The sequence below is a fragment of the Amycolatopsis dendrobii genome (assembly GCF_014145675.1).
Classification (GTDB): domain Bacteria; phylum Actinomycetota; class Actinomycetes; order Mycobacteriales; family Pseudonocardiaceae; genus Amycolatopsis; species Amycolatopsis dendrobii.
The window spans coordinates 18014-37930 of sequence record NZ_JACGZW010000023.1; the positions used below are offsets into that span (position 1 = coordinate 18014).

Annotated in this window: 24 protein-coding genes and 2 pseudogenes; 13 read left to right on the forward strand and 13 right to left on the reverse strand. The window is 69.5% G+C overall.

Annotation, left to right across the window (positions count from 1 at the left end):
* Positions 1-246 precede the first annotated feature (246 nt).
* Positions 247-612, forward strand: a pseudogene (locus tag H4281_RS42425) (acyl-CoA dehydrogenase family protein); the annotation flags it as partial.
* Between the two features lie 218 nt (positions 613-830).
* On the opposite strand, the gene H4281_RS42430 reads toward H4281_RS42425, so the two are convergent.
* Both H4281_RS42430 and H4281_RS42435 read right to left on the reverse strand, forming a co-directional pair.
* Positions 831-1304, reverse strand: a complete 474-nt coding sequence (locus tag H4281_RS42430) for a GNAT family N-acetyltransferase (RefSeq protein WP_312872287.1) — start codon at positions 1302-1304, stop codon at positions 831-833.
* A 473-nt stretch (positions 1305-1777) separates the two neighbouring features.
* On the reverse strand, positions 1778-2032 hold the full coding sequence (locus H4281_RS42435; RefSeq protein ID WP_182896494.1) for a YrhK family protein: 255 nt from the start codon (positions 2030-2032) through the stop codon (positions 1778-1780).
* Between the two features lie 313 nt (positions 2033-2345).
* Between H4281_RS42435 and H4281_RS42440 the strand changes: the two genes are divergently transcribed.
* Positions 2346-3035, forward strand: a complete 690-nt coding sequence (locus H4281_RS42440) for a DUF4396 domain-containing protein (RefSeq protein ID WP_182896495.1) — start codon at positions 2346-2348, stop codon at positions 3033-3035.
* Positions 3036-3272: 237 nt separating this feature from the next.
* Here the strand turns inward: H4281_RS42440 and H4281_RS42445 are convergent, their stop codons facing one another.
* Positions 3273-3950 (reverse strand): TetR/AcrR family transcriptional regulator, encoded by a 678-nt coding sequence (locus tag H4281_RS42445; protein WP_182896496.1) that lies wholly within the window; start codon positions 3948-3950, stop codon positions 3273-3275.
* A gap of 102 nt (positions 3951-4052) precedes the next feature.
* Between H4281_RS42445 and H4281_RS42450 the strand changes: the two genes are divergently transcribed.
* Together H4281_RS42450 and H4281_RS42455 are read left to right on the forward strand one after the other, a co-directional pair.
* A complete protein-coding gene (locus H4281_RS42450) occupies positions 4053-4910 on the forward strand; it encodes an esterase/lipase family protein (protein ID WP_220508684.1) in 858 nt (285 codons plus the stop codon).
* 1 nt (position 4911) lies between these two features.
* Positions 4912-6243 carry a family 1 glycosylhydrolase gene (locus H4281_RS42455; protein ID WP_182896498.1) on the forward strand — a complete coding sequence of 444 codons (1332 nt, stop codon included), beginning with the start codon at positions 4912-4914 and terminating at the stop codon, positions 6241-6243.
* A gap of 46 nt (positions 6244-6289) precedes the next feature.
* Here the strand turns inward: H4281_RS42455 and H4281_RS42460 are convergent, their stop codons facing one another.
* Positions 6290-7168, reverse strand: coding sequence for a LysR family transcriptional regulator (locus tag H4281_RS42460; RefSeq protein ID WP_182896499.1), 879 nt, complete (start codon positions 7166-7168; stop codon positions 6290-6292).
* A 117-nt stretch (positions 7169-7285) separates the two neighbouring features.
* Here H4281_RS42460 and H4281_RS42465 point away from each other — a divergent pair, with 117 nt between their 5' ends.
* Positions 7286-7969, forward strand: a complete 684-nt coding sequence (locus H4281_RS42465) for an SDR family NAD(P)-dependent oxidoreductase (RefSeq protein ID WP_182896500.1) — start codon at positions 7286-7288, stop codon at positions 7967-7969.
* The gene (locus H4281_RS42470; protein WP_281390808.1) at positions 7966-8607 is read left to right on the forward strand and encodes a flavin monoamine oxidase family protein; all 642 of its coding nucleotides are present in this window, start codon (positions 7966-7968) and stop codon (positions 8605-8607) included. Before H4281_RS42465 ends, H4281_RS42470 begins: the two co-directional genes overlap by 4 nt.
* 229 nt (positions 8608-8836) lie before the next feature.
* On the opposite strand, the gene H4281_RS46485 is transcribed toward H4281_RS42470, so the two are convergent.
* The 3 genes from H4281_RS46485 to H4281_RS42480 all read right to left on the reverse strand — a co-directional run bounded on the left by H4281_RS46485 (position 8837) and on the right by H4281_RS42480 (position 11034).
* A complete protein-coding gene (locus tag H4281_RS46485; RefSeq protein ID WP_255751371.1) occupies positions 8837-8965 on the reverse strand; it encodes a hypothetical protein in 129 nt (42 codons plus the stop codon).
* A gap of 447 nt (positions 8966-9412) precedes the next feature.
* On the reverse strand, positions 9413-10267 hold the full coding sequence (locus tag H4281_RS42475; protein WP_182896502.1) for a formate/nitrite transporter family protein: 855 nt from the start codon (positions 10265-10267) through the stop codon (positions 9413-9415).
* A 155-nt stretch (positions 10268-10422) separates the two neighbouring features.
* The gene (locus tag H4281_RS42480) at positions 10423-11034 is read right to left on the reverse strand and encodes a copper resistance CopC family protein (protein WP_182896503.1); all 612 of its coding nucleotides are present in this window, start codon (positions 11032-11034) and stop codon (positions 10423-10425) included.
* Between the two features lie 260 nt (positions 11035-11294).
* On the opposite strand from H4281_RS42480, the gene H4281_RS42485 reads away from it, so the two are divergent.
* The 5 genes from H4281_RS42485 (at position 11295) to H4281_RS42505 (ending at position 15084) form a co-directional block, all read left to right on the forward strand.
* A complete protein-coding gene (locus H4281_RS42485; protein ID WP_182896504.1) occupies positions 11295-11915 on the forward strand; it encodes a hypothetical protein in 621 nt (206 codons plus the stop codon).
* A gap of 4 nt (positions 11916-11919) precedes the next feature.
* Positions 11920-12834, forward strand: coding sequence for a CopD family protein (locus tag H4281_RS42490; protein ID WP_182896505.1), 915 nt, complete (start codon positions 11920-11922; stop codon positions 12832-12834).
* Positions 12835-12863: 29 nt separating this feature from the next.
* The gene (locus H4281_RS42495) at positions 12864-13871 is read left to right on the forward strand and encodes a cupredoxin domain-containing protein (protein WP_182896506.1); all 1008 of its coding nucleotides are present in this window, start codon (positions 12864-12866) and stop codon (positions 13869-13871) included.
* Positions 13872-13942: 71 nt separating this feature from the next.
* Positions 13943-14458, forward strand: coding sequence for a hypothetical protein (locus tag H4281_RS42500; protein ID WP_182896507.1), 516 nt, complete (start codon positions 13943-13945; stop codon positions 14456-14458).
* Positions 14455-15084 carry a cupredoxin domain-containing protein gene (locus H4281_RS42505; RefSeq protein WP_182896508.1) on the forward strand — a complete coding sequence of 210 codons (630 nt, stop codon included), beginning with the start codon at positions 14455-14457 and terminating at the stop codon, positions 15082-15084. Before H4281_RS42500 ends, H4281_RS42505 begins: the two co-directional genes overlap by 4 nt.
* Before the next feature lie 313 nt (positions 15085-15397).
* Here H4281_RS42505 and H4281_RS42510 read toward each other — a convergent pair whose 3' ends face one another.
* On the reverse strand, positions 15398-15574 hold the full coding sequence (locus H4281_RS42510; RefSeq protein ID WP_182896509.1) for a hypothetical protein: 177 nt from the start codon (positions 15572-15574) through the stop codon (positions 15398-15400).
* 104 nt (positions 15575-15678) lie between these two features.
* Between H4281_RS42510 and H4281_RS42515 the strand changes: the two genes are divergently transcribed.
* Positions 15679-16500 (forward strand): MBL fold metallo-hydrolase, encoded by an 822-nt coding sequence (locus H4281_RS42515; RefSeq protein ID WP_182896510.1) that lies wholly within the window; start codon positions 15679-15681, stop codon positions 16498-16500.
* 119 nt (positions 16501-16619) lie between these two features.
* Here the strand turns inward: H4281_RS42515 and H4281_RS42520 are convergent, their stop codons facing one another.
* Positions 16620-16940 (reverse strand): hypothetical protein, encoded by a 321-nt coding sequence (locus H4281_RS42520; RefSeq protein ID WP_182896511.1) that lies wholly within the window; start codon positions 16938-16940, stop codon positions 16620-16622.
* A gap of 91 nt (positions 16941-17031) precedes the next feature.
* Positions 17032-17337: a hypothetical protein gene (locus tag H4281_RS42525; RefSeq protein ID WP_182896512.1), complete on the reverse strand. Its 306-nt coding sequence runs from the start codon at positions 17335-17337 to the stop codon at positions 17032-17034.
* 5 nt (positions 17338-17342) lie between these two features.
* Between H4281_RS42525 and H4281_RS42530 the strand changes: the two genes are divergently transcribed.
* Positions 17343-17627 (forward strand): MmyB family transcriptional regulator, encoded by a 285-nt coding sequence (locus H4281_RS42530; RefSeq protein ID WP_182896551.1) that lies wholly within the window; start codon positions 17343-17345, stop codon positions 17625-17627.
* On the opposite strand, the gene H4281_RS42535 is transcribed toward H4281_RS42530, so the two are convergent.
* The 3 genes and pseudogenes from H4281_RS42535 to H4281_RS46035 form a co-directional block, all read right to left on the reverse strand.
* The gene (locus tag H4281_RS42535) at positions 17609-18430 is read right to left on the reverse strand and encodes a hypothetical protein (RefSeq protein WP_182896513.1); all 822 of its coding nucleotides are present in this window, start codon (positions 18428-18430) and stop codon (positions 17609-17611) included. The genes H4281_RS42530 and H4281_RS42535 overlap by 19 nt on opposite strands.
* A 177-nt stretch (positions 18431-18607) precedes the next feature.
* Positions 18608-18976: an aldo/keto reductase gene (locus H4281_RS46890; protein WP_370648197.1), complete on the reverse strand. Its 369-nt coding sequence runs from the start codon at positions 18974-18976 to the stop codon at positions 18608-18610.
* A 210-nt stretch (positions 18977-19186) separates the two neighbouring features.
* Positions 19187-19567: pseudogene (locus tag H4281_RS46035) on the reverse strand (SDR family oxidoreductase); the annotation flags it as partial.
* Positions 19568-19917 lie beyond the last annotated feature (350 nt).

Consider the following 19917-nt stretch of genomic DNA (forward strand, 5'->3'; position numbering starts at 1 on the left):
GGCTTGCAGGCAGGGCACGAGCACCAGCCGCGGGATCCTGCCCGGTCCGGGATCGCCGCGCGTGTCCACGGCGGCTGGCAGTCACGGTGCCCGAACCGGCGATGCGCGGCTTCGCGCGTCATCGCCGAAGTGGAGGAGCTGACCCTGATGGCTCGTTTGACCAGGACCGCCGGTCTGACCGATGTGCAGCAGGAGATTCTGTCCACGGTGCGGTCGTTCGTGGACAAGGAGATCATCCCGCACGCGTATGCGCAGCAGCGTTCGACGTTCGGCAAGCCGATCGCGCAGCACCAGGCGATCGCGTTCAAGCTCGCGGAGATGGCGACGAAGGTCGAGGCCGCGCACCTGATGATGGTCAACGCCGCCCGGTTGAAGGATTCCGGTGCGCGCAACGACGTCGAGGCCGGGATGGCGAAGCTGATCGCCAGCGAGTACTGCGCCGAGGTGACCCAGGAGGCGTTCCGGATCCACGGCGGTTACGGCTACTCGAAGGAATACGAGATCGAGCGCCTGATGCGCGAGGCCCCGTTCCTGCTGATCGGCGAGGGCACCAGCGAAATCCAGAAAACCATCATCAGCCGCGGCCTCCTGGGCTCGCCCGGCCGAGCTTAAGGGCTGTCTCGTCATTCGTGGTGTTGTTGGCGGGGTCGGGGTTGTGGTCAGTTGGTGAGGGGATGTTGTGCAGATGCGCGACGCCGGACGCCGTGGCGGCGAGCGTGCTCCCCGGGTGCCTCCCGCATCCCGCGGCGATGTCCACCGGCGTAGCGCGCCACGGGCACCGCACCGCGCAAATCGGTCGGGCGCTCGGCTGTTTCAAGTGCGTTCCGGCTTCAGCGCACCGCGTCGAGGGAGAGGCGGAGCACGGGTTCGCCGTTGCCGTCGTACTCGCCGGTGGGCTCGAAGCCGAGCCGTTCGTAGAAGCCGCCGGGGTTGCCGTCGCCGAGGGCATGGCTGGTCAGCAGTTCCGTCGCACCCGCGTCCCGGACGATGGCCATGACCTGGCGCACGGCTTCAGCGCCGTAGCCGCGGCCCTGATAGCGGTGGTCGATCAGGAGTTTCCAGAGGAACCACGGCCCGATCAGGTCCGGCGGTCTCGGCTCGATGTTCCAGCTCACCATGACGAACCCGACCGGCTCGTCGCGGGCGTAGATCGCCCGGTACCAGCCTTTCGCCTCGGGGAACTTCGCCGCGTCGGCCAGTGCCCGGTGCACCGACCCGACGAACCGCTCCTGCTCCGGCGGCAACCGTAACGCGAGCACCGCGTCACGGTTTTCGTCGACGATCTCGCGCAGGCACACGACCACGGCGACCAGCGTAACCTTCGGCGGCCGTGCTGGGAGATCGTCGCCGCGCCGTCGTCCTGGGCGTACTTCAAGCCGTTCCGGACCGCGAACACACCCGGGGCAGCCCCGGCAACTGCGTCGACGATCTCCTCGCCGAACTCGAACGTCTGAACATGGGCACGCATGCCGAGCAATCCCAGCAGAACGTTCTCGCGCGAGTCGGCACTCAGTCCTTGAGGGATGTCTCTTAACCTGGTGGGCGGCTGGCCGGCGCGATAGTTGAGCATGGTGGCGCGGTTCAGGTGATCGCGGCGTCGCGGCCGGAGTGGAGTGCCCAGTTCACCGGGCGACGGGGGCCATGGTCGCCTGGTCGCCTCCCCGTGCGTTCCGTCTTCCGGGCCGACCCGTGCACGCGTACGCCGAGCCATGCCTGTTCGGTGCCCGCACTCCGGCGCAGTGGCAGGGCCGCTGCTTGTCGAGCACTCTCGCCGCGATCAGCGAGCGGGGGAGCGATCGTCATTGGCTTGACGGCCGGGCGCACCGTTGAGCCGGTGTCGTTCGTGGATATAGAACGCCTGGCCGACGGCGCCGAGCAGCATGCCGAGAGAGCCGATGACGAACAGCCAGATCGCGAGCATTTCGGTGGCGTGCCACACGAACAGGACGCTGCCGACGAAGAAGATCAGGTTTCCGGCAACCCCGATGACGAGGTGCACCGTGGGGAAATCGCGGACGAAGTCTTTGAGCATGATCAGGTGAAACCTCCAGTGGTGAGGGCGCGAGCACCGCCTTGTCTGACCGTCGGTTACCCGCAATCTGAGGTTGGACACTGGATCCGGGCGCAAGTGCGCTGCCGCGTCCGCCTGACGGGCACGTCGACGGTTCACAAAAGACACTGGTAACAGTCCTGCCCCAGAAGATTCAGCCGCGCCTTCGTGGTGCTGGCCGGGTGCAGGCACGCGCCGCGAACTCGGCCGACTGCCGTGCCGTGACCTGGTGATCACGAGTCCTGTTACCGCGACGACACGTTTGTCACTGCCGCGCCGCGGTGATCCTCGGGGCATGGTTGCTCCGTGGTTGCTCGTGCTCTCCTGGCTCGGCATCGCCGTCGCGGCGGTGTCGGCGGCCTGGCTTGTCATCGACATCTACGGCCGCGGCTACCGGCCGCCGATGGCGATCATGGGGATCGTCTGGCCGGTTACCGCCTTGTATTTCGGGCCGGTCGCCGTGTGGGCGTATCGCCGATGGGGGCGGCCGAAGTCCTCGCGCTGGCAACGAGAACACGGCCGCGAGCCGGACGAGGCTCCTCGCTGGGCAGGTCCGGCGCTGGGGACGTCGCATTGCGGTGCCGGTTGCACGCTCGGGGATATCGCCGCCGAGTTCGCGGTGTTCCTGCTCGGTGCCGAGTTGCTGGGCAGCACGCTGCTGGCGGAGTACGTCGGGGACTACGTCCTGGCGCTCGTGCTGGGCATTGTGTTCCAGTACTTGGCGATCGCCCCGATGCGCGGGCTCGGCTTGCGGCGCGGGCTGGCGGAAGCGGCGAAAGCGGATGTGCTGTCGTTGACCAGCTTCGAGGTCGGGTTGTTCGGGTGGATGGCGCTGATGTCGCTGGTGTTCTTTCCGCACCCGCATCTGCGTCCGGACCACGTGACTTACTGGTTCCTGATGCAGGTCGGCATGGTGATCGGGTTCGCCACGTCGTACCCGGTCAACGTGTGGCTGGTCCGGAAGGGCATCAAAGAAAGCATGTGACCGCATCTCTCGCGTCCGGGCGCTGCTGGCGGAACTCAACGAAGACCTGCGGCGCAAGCTCGTCGAGGAAGGCGCTCAGGGGAGCATCGCCGGGGCCCCTGCCGCCGGGCTGGCTGACGCCGCGACCGGCCCGGCGGGCATTCTCGCTGTGGGCGAATTTGGTGCGGGGGAGCGGGTTTTCTTCGCTGACGCGGTCCGGGCCGGCCTCGCCGGAGCTGGGCACACGGGCGCGGCGGCTCAGCTTTCCGGATCGCTGTCCTTTCTCCGAGACCGCTTTCCGCTCGCCTTCGAGACTTCCGCGTCGTGTGTCTTGGCGAGGGCTGTGAGCGCCTCGGTGAGGAGTTGGAGACTGTCCAGAAAGGAATGCTGGGGGATGGCCTGGGGGTCGGTGTGCGCGAGGGTGGCGATGCCGTTTTCCAGTGCGAGGACCATGAGCGCGATGGCGTCGGGCGAGGCCGGAGGGGCGACGCCGGCTTGTCCGAAGGCGTTGGCGACCGCGGTGCGATACCACTCCCGGGAGGAGTTCTCGTAGTCGCGGAGCCGGTCCGCGACGTCGGGGTGGCGCAAGGCGTAGAGCCGGAATTCGGTGATCAGAAGGTACCGGCGCCGGTCGGCGAATCGGTTGCCGCCGTGGCCGCGGAGCGCTTCGATGGCGGCTTCGGGGGTGCCGTGCCGTTCCTGGAGATCGCTGCCTTCGGCGATGTCGTCGGCGAGCCAGCGGTCCAGCAGGGCGAGGAAGAGCTCGGCTTTGTTGGCGTAGTTGGCGTACACCGCGCCGCGCGAGAAGCCGGCTTGATCGGCGATCTGGTCAAGGGTCGCGTCGGTGAATCCCCTGTCCGCGAACACTTTTTCGGCGGCGTCCAGCAGCAGGCGGCGGGTGCGTGCCGCGCTCTCCGCCCTGGTCAGTCGAGCCACGATCACCTTCCTGGGGGTGTTGACACCGCAACGCTAGTACATGAATAGTACTCACATGCGCGGATGTATCTGAATGCACGCGCGAAGGTGAGGAACGAGGTCATGCGAACGAGCCTGGCGCTGCTGCTGGCCGCGGCATTGAGCGTGGCAGTCCCCGCCGCCGCGTCGGCGGCGCCGGGCACACCGGCGGCCGACGACTGGTCCTGCCATCCCTCGGCCGCGCATCCCCATCCGGTGGTGCTGCTGCACGGAACCGCCGACAGCACGGCCGCCTGGCACGATCTCGAACCCCGGCTCGCGGCGCGCGGGTACTGCGCGTTCGCGGTGGATTACGGCGCCGACTGGTTCACCGCTTACCAGGTCAACGCGATGGGGCCGATCGCGCGGTCTGCCCGGCAGGTCGGCGCGTTCATCGACCGGGTGCGCGCGGCGACCGGCGTTTCCGCCGTGGACATCGTCGGCCATTCCCAGGGCGGGATGATCGCGGAGTACTACGCCCAGCAGCATCCCGGCCGGGTGCACTCGGAAGCCTTGCTGGCTCCGGTCACCCACGGAACCACGCTGAACGGGCTCGTCACCTTCGCCGACGCTTCGGTTGTGTTGCGTCCGCTGGTCGATCTGGGCATGTACCTGACCGCATGCCCGGCTTGTGCGGACATGGAACAAGGCTCGCGATTCGTGCGCGCGCTCAACGCCGGGCCGATCACCCGGTCCGGCGTTCGCTACGCAGTGCTCGCCACCCGCGCTGACACCACCGTCACTCCGGCCGGAACCGCGTCGTTCATCCGCGAACCCGGCGTGCGCAACGACTTCGTCCAGGATTACTGCCCAGCGGCCACCACTGAACACGCGACCTTTCCGCAAGACCCCATCGCGATCTCCTGGGTGCTCAACGCACTCGATCCTGCCCACGCACAGCCGATCCGCTGCCCGGCGACCGCGCGACAAGACGGGAACTGACATGGCATCACGCATCCGACAGGCCCTCCTGGCGATCGTCCTCGCCGCCACACCGCTCGCGGCGATCACTCCGGCGGCCGCGGCTGACGACAACGGGTGGGCCCGCTCGTTCTACTGGGGCGTGGCGACCTCCGGCTTTCAAAGCGAGGGCTATGCCCCGGACAGCAACTGGAAACGCTATGTCGACGCCAACGCCGGCAAGAACAACGTCGACCCGTACGGCAACGCGGTCGATTTCCGGCACCGCTATCCCAGCTACATCCAGCTGGCGAAGAACCTCGGCGTGAACACCTTCCGCCTCGGCATCGAATGGGCGAGGGTCGAACCGAAGCCCGGCGTCTGGGACACCGCCGAACTGGCCTATTACGACGACGTCATCAAACGCATCACCGACGCCGGCATGACCCCGATGATCACCCTCAACCACTTCGCCGAACCCGGCTGGGTCACCGATCGGGGAAGCTGGGCGTCCGGCGAAACCGTCGGCGCCTTCCTCGACTACACCCGCCGCGTCGTGCAGCGATACCGCGACCGCAACGTCCTGTGGATCACCTTCAACGAGCCGCTGGTCTTGCTGCAGGACGAAATCAAAGTCGGCGCCATCCAGGCTTGGCAGCTTCCCTGGGCCGACGCGAACGTGATCACCGCGCACCGGCGAGCCTACGACTTGATCCACCGGCTCGACCCCGGGGCCAAGGTCACCTCCAACCAGGCGTTCATCAGCGGTTTCAACGCGCTGACCGACTTCGCCTTCCTCGACCACGTCAAAGACAAGCTCGACTACATCGGCATCGACTACTATTACGGGCTGAGCCTCGACAACCTTTCCGCGATCTCCGCCGCGTCCGGAGAATTCTGGAAAGTCAAACTCCAGCCGGAAGGCATCTACTACGCCCTGCGCGAGTACCACAATCGATTCCCCGAATTGCCGCTCTACATCGTGGAAAACGGCATGCCCACCGACAACGGCAAACTCCGCGACGCCGGCTACACCCGCGCCGACAACCTGCGCGACACCGTGTACTGGGTGCAACGCGCCAAAGCGGACGGCATGAACGTCGTCGGCTACAACTACTGGAGCCTCACCGACAACTACGAATGGGGCAGCTACCGGCCCCGTTTCGGCCTCTACACCGTCGACGTCCTCGCCGACCCGGCGCTCACTCCGGCCCCGACCGACGCAGTCGGCGCCTACACCGCGATCACCGCCGACGGCGGCGCGCCCGGCGATTACCGGCTCAAACGCCAGCCAGGGGTCTGCTCGCTCGTCGCACCGCTCAGCAGCTGCCTCGATCCGGCCGACCCGAACGGTCCGCGCACCGTCCTGAAATAGCGCTGCGGCGCTGTGTTCCCTCTCGGATGTTCCCTTCGCCGCGGGTTCACCCCCGCGGCGAGCCGGACCCCTGATCGTGCCTGTCCACAGTGGACGCAGCACGGCCCGGTGCGGGCGCGACGTTCGCGACGGCCCGGGCTAGGGCGGCGACGGAGGGGGAGGTGCTGTGCGCGGGCCAGGCGAGCACGAGGTTGCTGGGCGGAAGGTCGGTCACCGGAACGACGGCCAGGTCGTCGCGCAGGGGCGTGGTCAGCGACTGGGGCAGCACGGCGATCGTGCGGCCCAGGGCGATGAGGTGCATCAGTTCGCTGATGGTGCCGGTCGCGTTGGCGTCGGCGGGATGTTTGTGCAGGTTTTCGCCCGCCAGGTCGGCCATGCGCAGATCGGCGCGGCGCGCCAGCGGGTGGGACGCGGGCAGTACCGCGAACGGTGCTTCGCACAGCAGCGTTTCGGTGTCCAGCCCGTGCAGGTCGTCGGGCGGTGAGTACAACAGCGCCGCGTCAGCCTGCCCTTCGCGCAGCATCTGTGCTCGGTCGCCGCCGAAGGAGACCTCGATCGGCAGCACGTCCGGTTCGCGTTCGTAGGCCGCGAGGACGGCGGGAAGCAAGCCCGCGTCGCCGCCGGGTTTCATGGCCAGGATCACGCGCGGGTCGCGGCTGCCCGCCCGGCGGGTCCGCGCGGTCGCGGCGGCGACCGCGTCCAGTGCCACGCGTGCTTCGCGGGCGAGCACCTGGCCGGCCGGGGTGAGCGCGACCGCGCGGCTGGTCCGGTCGAACAGTTCGACGTCCAGCCTGCGTTCGAGGTGCCGGATCGTCTTCGACAGCGCGGGTTGCGTGATGCCGAGCAGGCCCGCGGCACGGCCGAAATGCAGTTCGTCGGCCACCGCCAGGAAGTGCGCCAGTTCCCGCGTCTCCAACCGGTCCATTCCTTCAGGCTATCGATCGCGGCCCGGTCGGCCTTGGACAGGCCGCGAGCGCCGGTGCTGGAGTGGAGGAGCCGGCCGGTCGGCCGGCGCACGGACACGAACACGGAGGCACTCGCCATGCCCGCAATCGCTCTCGTCGCCGCCGGGACGCGCCTCGGCCTGTCGCTCGGCCGGGTCTTCGGCAGCCACGGTTTCGACGTCGCCCTGATCGCGCGCTCCGCGGAACGACTCGGCGAGCTCACCGGGAAACTGGCGGCCGAGGGGATCGACGCGACAGCGTTTTCCGCCGATGTCGCGGACCGCGCTGCCTTGACCGCGGCCCTGGACGGTGCGGCGGCGAGGTTCGGCGGAATCGACGTATTGCAGTACTCCGCGCCGTACGTGCGGGTCGGCGACAGCTGGATGACCGGGGTCCTGGACGTCACTGTCGAGACCCTGCGGCCGCAGATCGAAGGCTCCTGCTACGGCGCGATCGCCGCGACCCGCGCGGTGCTCCCGGCGATGACGGCGGCCGGTTCCGGCACGATCCTGTACACGACCGGGGCGAGCGCGGTCGTGCCGACCCCGTGGGCCGGCGCGGTCGGAGCCGCGGGCGCCGCACTGCACAACTGGGCCCTCAACCTGAACGGCGCACTCGCGGGCAAAGGCATTTACGTCGGCCATGTCGCGCTCGGCGCCTGGATCGCCGGCACGCCGGGCGCTCCCGCGGACGCGACCCCGATGGAACCGGACGAGATCGCTCGCATCCACTGGGACATGCACGCCGCCCGCGGCCCGGCTGAACGCCTCGTCACCTCCTGACCGGACGGCGATCGCGCGGCGCGGAGGTCCGGTGCGGCCGGGCCGTCGTCGCGATGACCCCGGGCGACGCCGGCCGGATCGATTTCCTCCCGCCGCTGCCGACCCGCCGCGCGAAGCTGCAGCGCGTCTGGCGCAACGGCGGCGAACGCAAGATCTGCCTGGTCTACCGGCGGCCGTTCTGGCGCGACCAGGGACTGAACGGCACCGCGGTCACCGATCTCCCGATCGCGCATTTCGTCGTCGACAATTCGCCGCCCGACGGAAGCAAGGGCATCCTCCTGGCCTTCGTCGGCACGGCCGCCTCGGGCGAGTTCCATTGGGACGACACGATTCTCGACAACGAGACCGCACGCCGCGACGCGTTCGTGAAGGATCTCGTGCGGCTTTTCGGTCCCCAGGCGGGGGATTACGAGCAGTATCTGGAAAAGTCCTGGATCGCCGAACCGTGGGTCAGCGGGGTGGCGGCGGTGCGGACTCCGGGCGTCATCACGAACTACACCGATGCGGCGTCCGCCGCGGTCGGCCGCGTCCACTGGGCCGGAGCGGAGACTTCCGCGGAGTTCGAGTCCTACATGGAGGGTGCCGTCCGCGCCGCGGATCGAGCGGTGGCGGAGGTCCTCGCCGCGTCGCCCGGGTGATCCGGAGCTTCACGCTGCCGGGCAGGGCCGCCGGCCGTGCTCTCGAAACGGGACCGTCTCGGCACGGATGCGGCGGTGTCCAGCCGACTCCGGCGGCTGCAGGCCGCGGACAGGCCGCCCACAGCCGTATCCGGCCCGGACCTGAGCGACTCGCGCTCGCTCAAGGGCCGTTTCCGGCAGGTACTCGGGGGAATCGGGGTCCGTGGCAGTTGCCGCGGGCCCCCTCCGGTCAATACCCGTTCGCCCGGCCTTCGCGGCGTGGGCCGGTGCACGCGCTGAGTGTTCCGTCCTCCTCGCGCCAGGCCATCTGGCAAGTGCCCATGTGGTAGTCGTACTCGGGCAGCGGGTCGGTGAGCACGCCGAGTTTCGCCAGGCCGTCGCGGAGGGGAGGGTGTTCATCATCTGCACCCAGTTGCCCCGCTCGTCCACGATCGCCAGTTCGCAGTTGCCCGCGGGCTGCTTCGACGCGCCGGACGCGGCCATCGCGGGCAGTCCGCGGGTGAGCTTCACGTGCTCGGTCAGGTCGACCTTTGCCTTGGCGTTGCGCAGGATCGCCGCGAAATCCTTGATGAGTTCGCGGGAGATGAGCGGCTCCGTCGGGTCCTCGAACACCAGAGGATCGTTCAGCAGCCCGGTTTCGTGGGCGGCGCGGCGGAGTGCGTGCGCGAGGTAGTACAGGGCTTCCGCGTTGTCCGGGCGAACCGGCCACTGGCCGACCTGGCGTGCCGCGCCGGATCAGCATCCCTGGAGGGCACCTCGACGCTGCGGCAGGCGAGTCTCTGCCGCAGCGTCGGAGAGAGGCTGGTCAGCTGCCGGTCGTGGCGAGTTCCTCCGCCGCGGCGGCCGGGGAAGCGGTGCGCCGCGCGCGGGATCGGCTGCCGAGCAGGGAGTACGCGGCTCCGACGAGGAGTCCGCCGCCGACGAGGTTGCCCAGCCCGACGAACAGCAGGTTGCGGCCGAATTCTCCGGCGCTCGCGCCGGGAACGCCTTCCAGCAGGCCGAGGGAGAACGTCGTCATGTTGGCGACCACGTGCTCGAATCCGGAGCTGATGAAGGCCAGCAAACACCAGAAGATCAAGGCCAGCTTGGCCCCGTCCGACTTCGTGCGCGCGGCCATCCACACGGCGAGACACACCAGGAAGTTGCACAGCACGCCGCGGAAGAACAGCGCGCCGGCGGATTCCGCGGCTTTGGCCTTGACCAGGCTCGCGAGCAGGGCGGCGCCCGGTCCGGCGTGGCCTCCGGCGCCGCCGATCGACAGCACCCCGCCTTCGTGCACGAGCCACGCGAACACGATCGAACCGAGCAGGTTGCCGACGAACGACACCACGATGACCGCGGCCGCCGCGCCGGCCCCGCGCCGCCGGACCAGAACTCCCTGCACCATGGTCATCATGTTGCCGGTGGACAGTTCCGCTCCGGCGAACACGACGGCGGTCAGGGCGATCCCGAACACCAGCCCCTGGACCACTTTGGTCCAGGGGGAGTTCGCCGCGTTGAGCGGCCCGGTCGCGGACAGCAGCAGGACGACCGCCACTCCGATGAACGCCCCGGCGAGCATCGAACTCACCAGGTAGCGGCCGGGGCGGCGCAGGTCGTCGATCTTCCCGTCGGCGACGTCTGCTTGCAGGTCGAGTGCTTCGGGTACGGGAATCGGCATGGGACAAAGCCTTCCGGTGAGGTCAGGTACCCGGGCATTCGACCGCGCGGATTCTTCGCTCCGGTAGCGCGGTGATCAGCAACGGGTGTCCGAGTGCGCACAGGTCGCGGTCCGTGCGGGTGAAATACCGCACCGGGCTCATTTCGGACAGCCGCTCAGTCCCGTGCGGGAGCCCCGCTGATCCGGGCCGCGACGATTCCGCCCGCGATCAGCAGCACCGCGGCCGCGGCGATCCAGGCCCAGACCGGTATCCCGCTGCCCGTGTCGTTGCCGGCGGCCGGTGCGGTGTGCGCTGCCTGCGTCGCGGACGGGGGAGCGACGGGAGCTGCGACACCGGCGCCTGCCTTGGCGAGGGTGAAGGAATAGGAGCCGGACACGGGATGCCCGTCGGCTGACACGACCCGGTACTCCACGGTGTACTTCCCGGCCGGGCCGAGCGGTTTCACGGGCGCGGAAAGGGTCGGCCCGTCGACCGCGGCGCCCGCCGACTCCCAATGCGTCGCGCCGTCCGGTCCGACTACGGCCAATTCGGTGAAACCGCGGTCCAGTGGCTCGTTGAAGGTGAGCACAATTTTCTCGGGTGCGGAGGACAGTTCGGAATCCTTCGCCGGTGTGCTCGATTCCAAAAAGCTGTGCGCTTCGGCCGTCGAGGCAGGGAAAAGCGTGGCCAGGAGACTGAACGCGATAGCGGTGAGGACGCGCGCGAGAAGCGCGCGGCGGCTCGGGTGGCGGCGGACGGGGGCGGAAATCCCGGATGATGGTCGCATGAACCCTGCTTCGCTAAGGGGACTGGTGTCGGAACGAGATGGTTTCGGCGGCGCGTTGTCGGCGGCGGGTCGAACGCGAAACGGGAAGGTTAAATAGTTCTCACTGCTGGCCGAGCCAGCGAATTCACTGCTTGCCGTTCGATGTTCGGAGATCAATTTTACGTTCCCGTCACGGTGCGGCCGTCTGCCGAAACGCGCCGTTTGATGTGGTGCTTCCCGTCGTGATCCGGCCGGGTCGGCGGCAGACGTCGGGGAAGGAAATGCTTGTGGTGGCTTCAGTGGGACGCGGACCGCGGCGCGACCAGGTGGTCGCGGCCTGTCTGGCGGGCGCGGTCGTCGTCGTGGTCGGGTACGCCTCGGGAATCGGCCTGAAAACGACAGCGGCGAGCGGTCCGGCCCCTTCGGATCAGCCTCCGGCGCAGGCGGCGCCCGCGCCGCAACCGGTTCTGCCCAACGGCGAACTCCCGCCTCCGGGCGCCGTGCAGCCGATGCCTCCGGTGCCCGGAGGCGGGATCCCGCCGGTCGACGCGCCTCCGCCCGCGGCTCCGGTCACGGACCTGCCGCCAGGAGAAGTCCCGCCGCCGACCGGGGACATCCCGCAGCCGTCCGGTGACCCGATGCCGCCCGCCCCGCCGGACACGCCGCCGCAGACCCCTCCGGAAACTCCGCCGCCGACGGGGACGCCGACGTGCCGGCCCGGCGCGGTCCAGCCGGTGCTCGACACGGTGAGCGGGCTGCCGCTCGTCGGCGGCCTCACGACCGGGCTCGCGGTGACCGGCCCGGACGGGCTCCTCGCGACGCTCATCGGTTCCTGCCCGGCAGTTCCGGGGCAACCCGCGGGATCCCCGGCTCCCGCGGCGATTCCGTCGAGCGGCGGCTGAGCCCATGGACTTCGGTTCCGCGAAATTCTGGTACGTCCTCGCGCGCTGCGCGGACTACTCCGGGCTCGCCTTGTTCGTCGGCGGGCTGTTCTTTCTCGCACTGCTGTGGCCCGCGGGAGCGGACCGTCGCCGGGCCCGGGGCGTGCTCGCGACCGGCTGGGTGCTCGGGTTCGCCGGGACGGCGGCCGGGCTCGGGCTGCAGGGCGCGTGGGTGGCGCAGCGGCCCCCGGCCGATCTGGCCGACCCGGATCTGCTCGCCCAGGTCCTCGACAGCCAGTTCGGCCGGATCTGGTTCGCCAAGGCGCTCGTGTGGGTGCTCGCCGGAGTGGTGCTCGCCGATGTGCTGCAACGCGGCCGCCGCGCCGCGGTTTCGGTGGCGTGGCGGGTCGGCGCGGGCGTGGTCGCCGCGGGGCTGCTGCGCACGACGGGCCTGACCGGGCACTCCGCGGAGAGCGCGCATCCGCTGCTGAGCCAGCTCGCGGATTTCGGGCACCTGGCGGGAGTCTGCGCGTGGACCGGCGGGCTCGCGATGCTGCTGTTCGGCGTGCTGTCCCGGCGCGATCCCGGCGAACTCGCCGAAGTCGTTCCCCGTTATTCGAAACTCGCGCTGACGTCGGTCCTGCTGGTGATCGTCGCGGGGGCCGTGCTCGCGGTCGAGACGCTCGGCGACGTCGGACGGGTGTTCACCACCGGCTACGGCCGGATCCTGCTGACCAAACTCGCCGTGCTCGCCGTGGTGCTGCTCTTCGCCCAGGCGAGCAAGAGCTGGGTCGCGCGCCGTCTCGATTTCGCCGTGGTGCTGCGCGGCGACGCCGGCGCCGTCCGTCCTTTCGTCAATTCCGTCGCCGCGGAAACCACGCTCGTCGTCGTGGTCCTCTTCGCGGCGAGCCTCCTCGTCACCGCCAGTCCCGGCCGGTGAACGTCCCACCCCGGAAAGGAATCTCCTTGATGGACAACCCGGAACCCACCTCTGCCGCCGCCGGAACGCGGCCGGAAGCCCCGCCCGAGGCGGCTCGCCGGCGCCGGTGGCCGATCGCGGTCGCGGTCGTCGCACTGGCGCTGGCCCTGGTCAGTCTCACCACCCTGCGCACGGGACAGCAGACGGCTCCGGTCGCCGCGCCTGCCTCGCCGCAGGTGGACCTCGCGGCGCTGGCGAAGCAGAGCCCGCTCGCGGTCCCGCTCTACCAGGGACTGGCACAGCAGCAAGGCGGCGCGGCGGCCCCCGCCGCGGCCGCGGGCTCGGCCAAATCGGTCGAGATGAGCGGGTACAAGTTCTCGCCGGCCAGCTTGACCATCGCCGCGGGCGACACGGTGACGTGGACCAACCACGATTCCGCGCCGCACAACGTCGTCGTCACCGACGGACCGGAGAAATTCACCTCGCCGACCATGCAGACCGGCGGGACCTTCTCCCACACCTTCACCAAAGCGGGCACTTACTCCTACTACTGCTCGATCCATCCCGACATGAAGGCGACCGTGACGGTCCAAGGCGCTCCCGCCCCGCCGCCGTCTTCGCCGACCGCCCCGCCGTCGTCGTCCTCGGCGCCGACCGCGCCGTCCAGCCCGACGCACACGATGCCGATGCCCACCGACGCCCCGCCCGGAAACTGCGTGCCCAAGGGCGTCCTGCAGCCGATCCTCGACCACGTCAAGGCCGCGCACCTGGAGGAGTCGCCGGGGCAGCAGGTCACTGACCTGCTGAAGCTGGACCAGTACATCAAGACGCACACCGTGTGGCTGGAAAGCGTGCTCAAGCCCGTGCTCGACGGTTCGGCCGACAAGGTCGTCACCGACACGCTCGCGCCGATCATCGCGCACATCAAGGCCGCGCATCTCGAGGAGTCGCCGGGGCAGCAGGTCACTGACCTGCTGAGTCTGGACCAGTACATCAAGACGCACACCGTCTGGCTGGAAAGCGTCCTGACGCCGCTGCTGAACCAGGCGTCCTGCTGAGCCATGCCCACCGGTCCGGGGCGGGCCGCCGTGCCCGCCCCGGACCACCCTCGACCCCCTCGGAGGACTTCGTGCCCACTGACACCCGGTTCCTGCCCGCGGCGGGCGCCCTCGACGCGGACCCCGCCGTCCACCGGATCCGGCCGGACCGCTGCGTCCTGGAGCTGACGCAGCGGCTGCTCGGCATTCCGGTGCTGCGCGGGCGATTGACCGTCCGCCGGGCCACGTTCACCCGCGACCCGGAAGGCAGCAGCCTCGCCGCCGCGATCGACGGTGCGTCCTTCCGGTCCGCCTTCCCGCTCCCGTCCGCGACGGTTACCCGCGAACTGGGCGAGGTGTGCTTCACCGGCGAGGAAATCGCCGAACGCCCGCCGGTCGAATTCGCCGGACGGCTCGGCTTCGGCGGCTCGTCGCGCGACCTGGTGCTCGGCGGCGAGCTTCGCGAGGCCGGACCGGATCGCGTCATCCTGTGGCTGCGCGGGACATTGCCGCCGCCCCGCCGTCCACTGAGGACAGAAGGCTGGTTCGCGCGGTTGCTCGTCCGCCGACCGATCCGCGTCGAGTTCGCCGGGGAGTTCGTTCAGTGAAACGCTTTCTCGCCCTGCTGGCCGCCGCGTTCCTGCTCGCGCTTGCCACTCCCTTGGCCGCACCGGCCGCCGCAGCCACGCAGACAGTGATGATGCAGGACTACGCCTACTCGCCCGCGTCGCTCACCGTGCACGTCGGCGACACGGTGACCTGGACCCAGCACGACACCGCTCCGCACGACGTGGTCACCACCAGTGCGCCCGTCGCGTTCCGCAGCCCGCAGCTGTCCCAGGGCCAGAGCTGGAGCTATACGTTCCGCACCCCAGGCACCTATTCCTATTACTGCTCGGTGCACCCGGACATGCGAGCGCAGGTCGTCGTCCAGCCGGCGGCTGCCACCCAGCCGCCGCCTTCTGCGGCACCCGCTTCGCGTGCCGCTCCCAGCCGTACCGCCGTGGCAGCGCCGCCGGCAGTGCCGACCGCTACGACCTCACCGTCCACAGTGGCCACTTCAGCGGCGCCAGTCCAGTCGAGTGCGGCGGCGGCGCCTCCAACGCCGGCTGCGGCACCTCCGGTCGCCCAGGCCGCGGCGACCACCAGCCTCGATCCCAAACTGCTCGTAGCCGGTCTCGTGACCGCGGTCGCGATCGGATGCCTGTTGCTGCTGACGTCGCGGAAAGCTTGATTTCCGCACAGTGCACGGGCGATCAGCCAGTCGATGTCCGGCTGGTCGCCGGGCACTCTGCGCCCGGTGCGGAAGCAGCCGCTTCTCTCGACTGCGATGGTGAGTCGCTGTCACGACTGTGGCGTCGCCAAGCGGCATCCGCTGCAGTTCTGGCACAGGTGCCGCGCGTCCCGGGCAGTCCGGTATCGCGGCTCCGGGCGAGGTGCCCGGTGCGTCTCCCGGTCAGCCGGCCCCCAGCGAACCTCGGCGACATCGGCGGGGGATCGATCCGGCCGGAAGATCGGCTGCGAGCACGAGGGCTGTCGGGGCTGCTTCAGGTCCGGGTCGACCCTGTCCGGAAGACCTGCACGACCTGCCGCCCGCGGGCGGACAGTTCGGCGAGGATTTCCGTTTTCGTTGCCACCAGCGACTCCAGTTCGACGACGAGCGCCCACTGGCCGTCGCATGCGATGCGGATGCCGCTGCCGGCGCCGTCGGTCAGGTCGCTCAACGACCAGGGTGTTGCTGTTGTCCCGAGCGGTTCTGCGGAGAGCGCGCGAATCCAGGCAGTTCCTGGTTGACCTCTACCAAGGTCGAGGTCCGAGAATCGCGATCATGACATTGTGGATCTGCGACCGATGCGGCATCGAGCAACCCGGTTCGCCGGAACCCCCGCACTGTGTGATGGACCGCGGGGAGGTCGGCATCGAGGAGCGAGGGGACCTCGGCCCGCACTCCGGGAGCTGGCGGACTCACGAACAGCTCGCCGCCGAACCGCACACGGTGCGGCAGCGGGACCACGGCCGCGGGGTGCACAGCCTGCGCCGGGAACCGGTGGTGGGCATCGGGCAGTGGTCGTTCGTCGTGCGGACCGCGCGGGGGAACGTGCTGTGGGATCCGCCGACCTCCATTGAGCCGGACACGCTCGCCGCGGTCCGGGCGCTCGGCGAGGTCGCCGCGGTGGCGACCAGCCACCCGCACATGTTCGCCGCGCAGGTCAGCTGGAGCCACGCGTTCGGGCGGATCCCGGTGCTGGTGAACGCCGCGGGCCGGGAATGGCTGGGCCGCGCCGACCCGGTGATCGAGTTCTGGACGGAGCAAGCCGAGCCGGTGCCCGGGGTCGAGCTGATCGAGGTCGGCGGTCATATGCTGGGCAGCTCAGTGCTGCGCACCCCGGACGGCACGCTCCTGTCCGGTGACACGATCAGCGGCGGCCTGGCTCCCGACTGGGTGTCGTTCCAGCGCAACTTCCCGAAGCACATCCCGCTGTCGGCCGTGGTGGTCCGGCGCATCGCGGACCGGCTGGACGGCTGGTCCTACGACCGGTTGTACACGCTCGGCGGGGACACCGTCGACGCGGACGCCAAGGCTGTCGTGCACCGCTCCGCCGAGGCGCACATTCGTTGGGTGAGCGGCGAATTCGACCATCTGACCTGACTGTGCTCCTCGGCCGTACCCCGAGGAATGAGCTAACTGAGGGCTACGGCTGCCCTGGCTGCCGCCCCCAGGCTGGAACGAACGCCTGCCGCCGCCGCTTCTCTGTGCGGCGGGGCACCTTATCGATTGCTCCTCACTATCAAAGCGGAATTGCCGGACCGGTCGGAAGCCCGGTCCGGGTCGGATTCAGGAGGATAGGATCTGACGACGAAACTGAGGCATGCTATGAATCCGCCGTCGCCGGTCGAGCGCAGGGTCAAACAGTGCACATGATGGGCGGACTTCTCTTTGATGTCTGCGAACTGCAGTACTTCCGCAGTCTGCGCACGGTCTGCGTAGTCTATGGTCAGGGACTGGCAGAGGGATTTGAGTTTCATCCCGACCACCCCGAAGAAGGTGGCTTCGATCAGGTCGCCGGCTTGGGTGTCGACGGTGCGCAACCGAAGTTCCGAATGGCTGATGGCATAGCGCCACGGGCGAAAAGCCCGGTCGAACGTGACGGGAAGCGCCGCGCTCGGGCGAGCGTCCCGGTCAGGGGATGAAGGGGTTGGCAACGGGCACTCCGTCTCGGTAAAAGAGCACATTCGGCCACGAGCCTGGGTTGTTGCGGTTGCCGGTTAGCTCCCATGCTGTGGCCTGACCGTCGAAGATGGGATCGAGTCCGTCGCCGAGTCGTGCCGCGGCAACGGGATCGTCGATTCCGTCCAGGTTGAAATGGGTCTTCGTGCGACCGTACGCGACGGAGCTGTTGAACTCGTTGCCCCAATTCTCTCCGGCGGAAGGCCTGTGCTTCCAGAACTTCGCTCCGAGCGAGTCCGCGGAGTCGGCGAGCGCCATCGGATCTGAGTTGTGAACTAGGATCGGCGTTTTCCGGCACCCCCAGCGCCGAGTTCCGCAGCCGGTGGGCCGTGCATGACGTCATGATCCGCCACGGCGGCGCCAACCGGCTCCAGCATCCCGAGTTCGGCCCGCTGGAATTGACCTTGCAGTCCCTCGATCCGCCCCTGCCCGGCCGGGCCGTGCACGACTTGATCGCTTACCCCGCCGAACCTGGCGCCGAATCCGAGGACCGGCTCAGGCTCCTCGCGAGCTGGGCGGCCACGCGAACTCAGCCGAGCCTGGACTGAAGCTGGCGGTCGCCGTCGGCGCCGGGCTGGGCGGCGGACTCGCGGTATACGCGGACGAGGGCTTGGGCCCGGGCGAATTCGGCGGAGGTGAACGGCAGCGCGGGACGGTCCGCTTCGATGAGTTCGCCGACGCGGCCGTGCAGCAGCATGGTGGTGCCCGCCAAGCGCTCCTCCCGCACGCGGCGGCCGGGTTTCCGCTGGACCGTGCAGGACGGGCCGAGCAGCGTGCCGATCAGCTGAGCGAGATCGGCTCCCGGGGCGGCCGCCTGTCCGGCGATGGCGAGCATCCGGGTCGGGAGGTCGACGAGTTCGTGCACGTCCGCTCGCACGACCCAGACGTTGCCCCCGCCGCCGGACCGGGCCGCTTCGGCGATGTCGGCCGCGGTCGTGCCGCCCGGGGTGCGGAGGAGGAACTCGTCGACGGCGCCGTCGGGCACGGCGAGGACTTGCATGGCCGCGATGTCGTAGCGGTGCGCGGCGAGGGTGGCGGTGAGGGCGGCCAGGCTTCCGGGCACGTCGCGGACGGTCGCGCGGAGCCGCCATTCGGTCGCGTCCGCCGGTTCGGTCGCTCGTCCCGCCCGCTGCGGCCGGTGGCTCCAGCGGTGTCGCAGGGCCGCGGAGACGATGAAGAGCCCGCCCAAAGCGAACAGCAGCGCGGGCCCGACCCGGTTGTTCGAGAGAGTGCTGACGAACAGATCGGCGATCCCGGTGGCGAAGAACAACGCCGCCAGTTCGACCAGTTCCCGGTTGACCGAACGCTTCCGGCTCTCGGCGGTCGTACGCCGCATGTCGGTTGCTCTCATGCTCGCCAGCGTCGCGGTGCTCGTTTACCGTTGGCGTCACGGTCTGTCACGATTCAGTTAACCGGTGGCGGCGTCCACGCCAGCCGCGGATCGGTCTGCGCGAAGCTGCCCAGCAGCTGGTCCACGCGCATCAGCACGTCCAGGTCGAGCCGGACACCGCGGCTTTCGCGTTTTCGGTCACCTGTTCCGGCGTGCTCGCTCCCACCACCGCGGCGGCGACGGTTTCGTGCTGCAGGGTCCAGGCGAGCGCGAGCCCGGCGGGACCGCACCGTTGCCGTATTCGCCCGTCAGGACGCCTTGTGCCAGCGGGACAGCGGCGAACTGGCCGATGCCGAGGCGGTCGGACACCGAGATCACCTGTGCCTCTTGCCTTGCCGCACGAGGTCCGACAGGGCCAGGAACCGGCGTCTTGTAGTCGAATCTCAAGAGCTGGTAGACGTTGATGTAGTCGGTGCGCAGCCGCCGCAGCGAGCCCTTCAGAGAGGCGATCACGTGTTTGCGGCTCAGCCCCGCGTCGTTGGGCCCGGGGCCTTCGGGCCAGAACACGCCGGTGCACAGGACCAGGCCGTCCCGGCGAACGCCGCGCCGAAAGCGGCTTCCGCGGTGCCGCCGTCCCGGGCCGCTGCCGTGTGGAAGGTCGTGATGCCCGCGTCCAGCGCCGCGGTGGCGCAGCCGGGGGCGCGGTGGTTTTACCAGTTGCCGTAGGCGATTTCGCTGACGGCGAGGCCGCTGGCGCCGAGCGTGCGGTAGTCCACTTCAGCTTCCTCGGGCGGCTGTCTGGTCGATCCGCGCGTGCATCGCGCGGGCCTCGCGGGCGAACGTCTCCCGCACCGATTCGTGCGGCAGGATCAGGAACTCGTCCCGGGCGAGCCGCCGCACGACCGCGTCGGCGACGTCCTCCGGCTCGAGCAACGCGGTGCGGACGCCGAGCGGGCACAGCGCGCTGATCCGCACCCCGCGCGGGCGATAGGTGATCGCGAGCCATTCGGCCAGCGCGACGGCCGCGTGTTTGGTGACCGAGTACGGCGCGTCGCCCGGTACTCCGAGCAGGCCGGCGGCCGACGCGGTGAGCGGCAGGCAGCATTCGCCGCGGGCGAGCATCGAGGGCAGCACCGCCTGTGCGGCGTGGACGTGTTGCCCGTCGCGGACCAGAACTGCCGCGCGAGCGCGCCGATCCCGGTCGATTTGCGCACTGGCCTCGGATTCGCGCTGACGACCGGCGGTCCGGTGACCGGAACATGCTCGGTCCCGCCGTTGACCGGCTGTGGTGCCTTCACCGCGTATCTCAGCTCGGTTTTTCAAGGGGAGGGAAACACTTTCGCTGTCGCGTCGGCCGCGCGCTAGACCCCGGGGACTCGGGAAGCGGGGCATGGTGCTTGCCTGGAACGCCGGGTAAGCGCCATGCCTCGCTGGCATTCGCTCAGCTGCGGCCGTGCCCAGTGAGGGGTGTCAACGAACCAACCGAACAGGGGCGGCGCGACGATCAT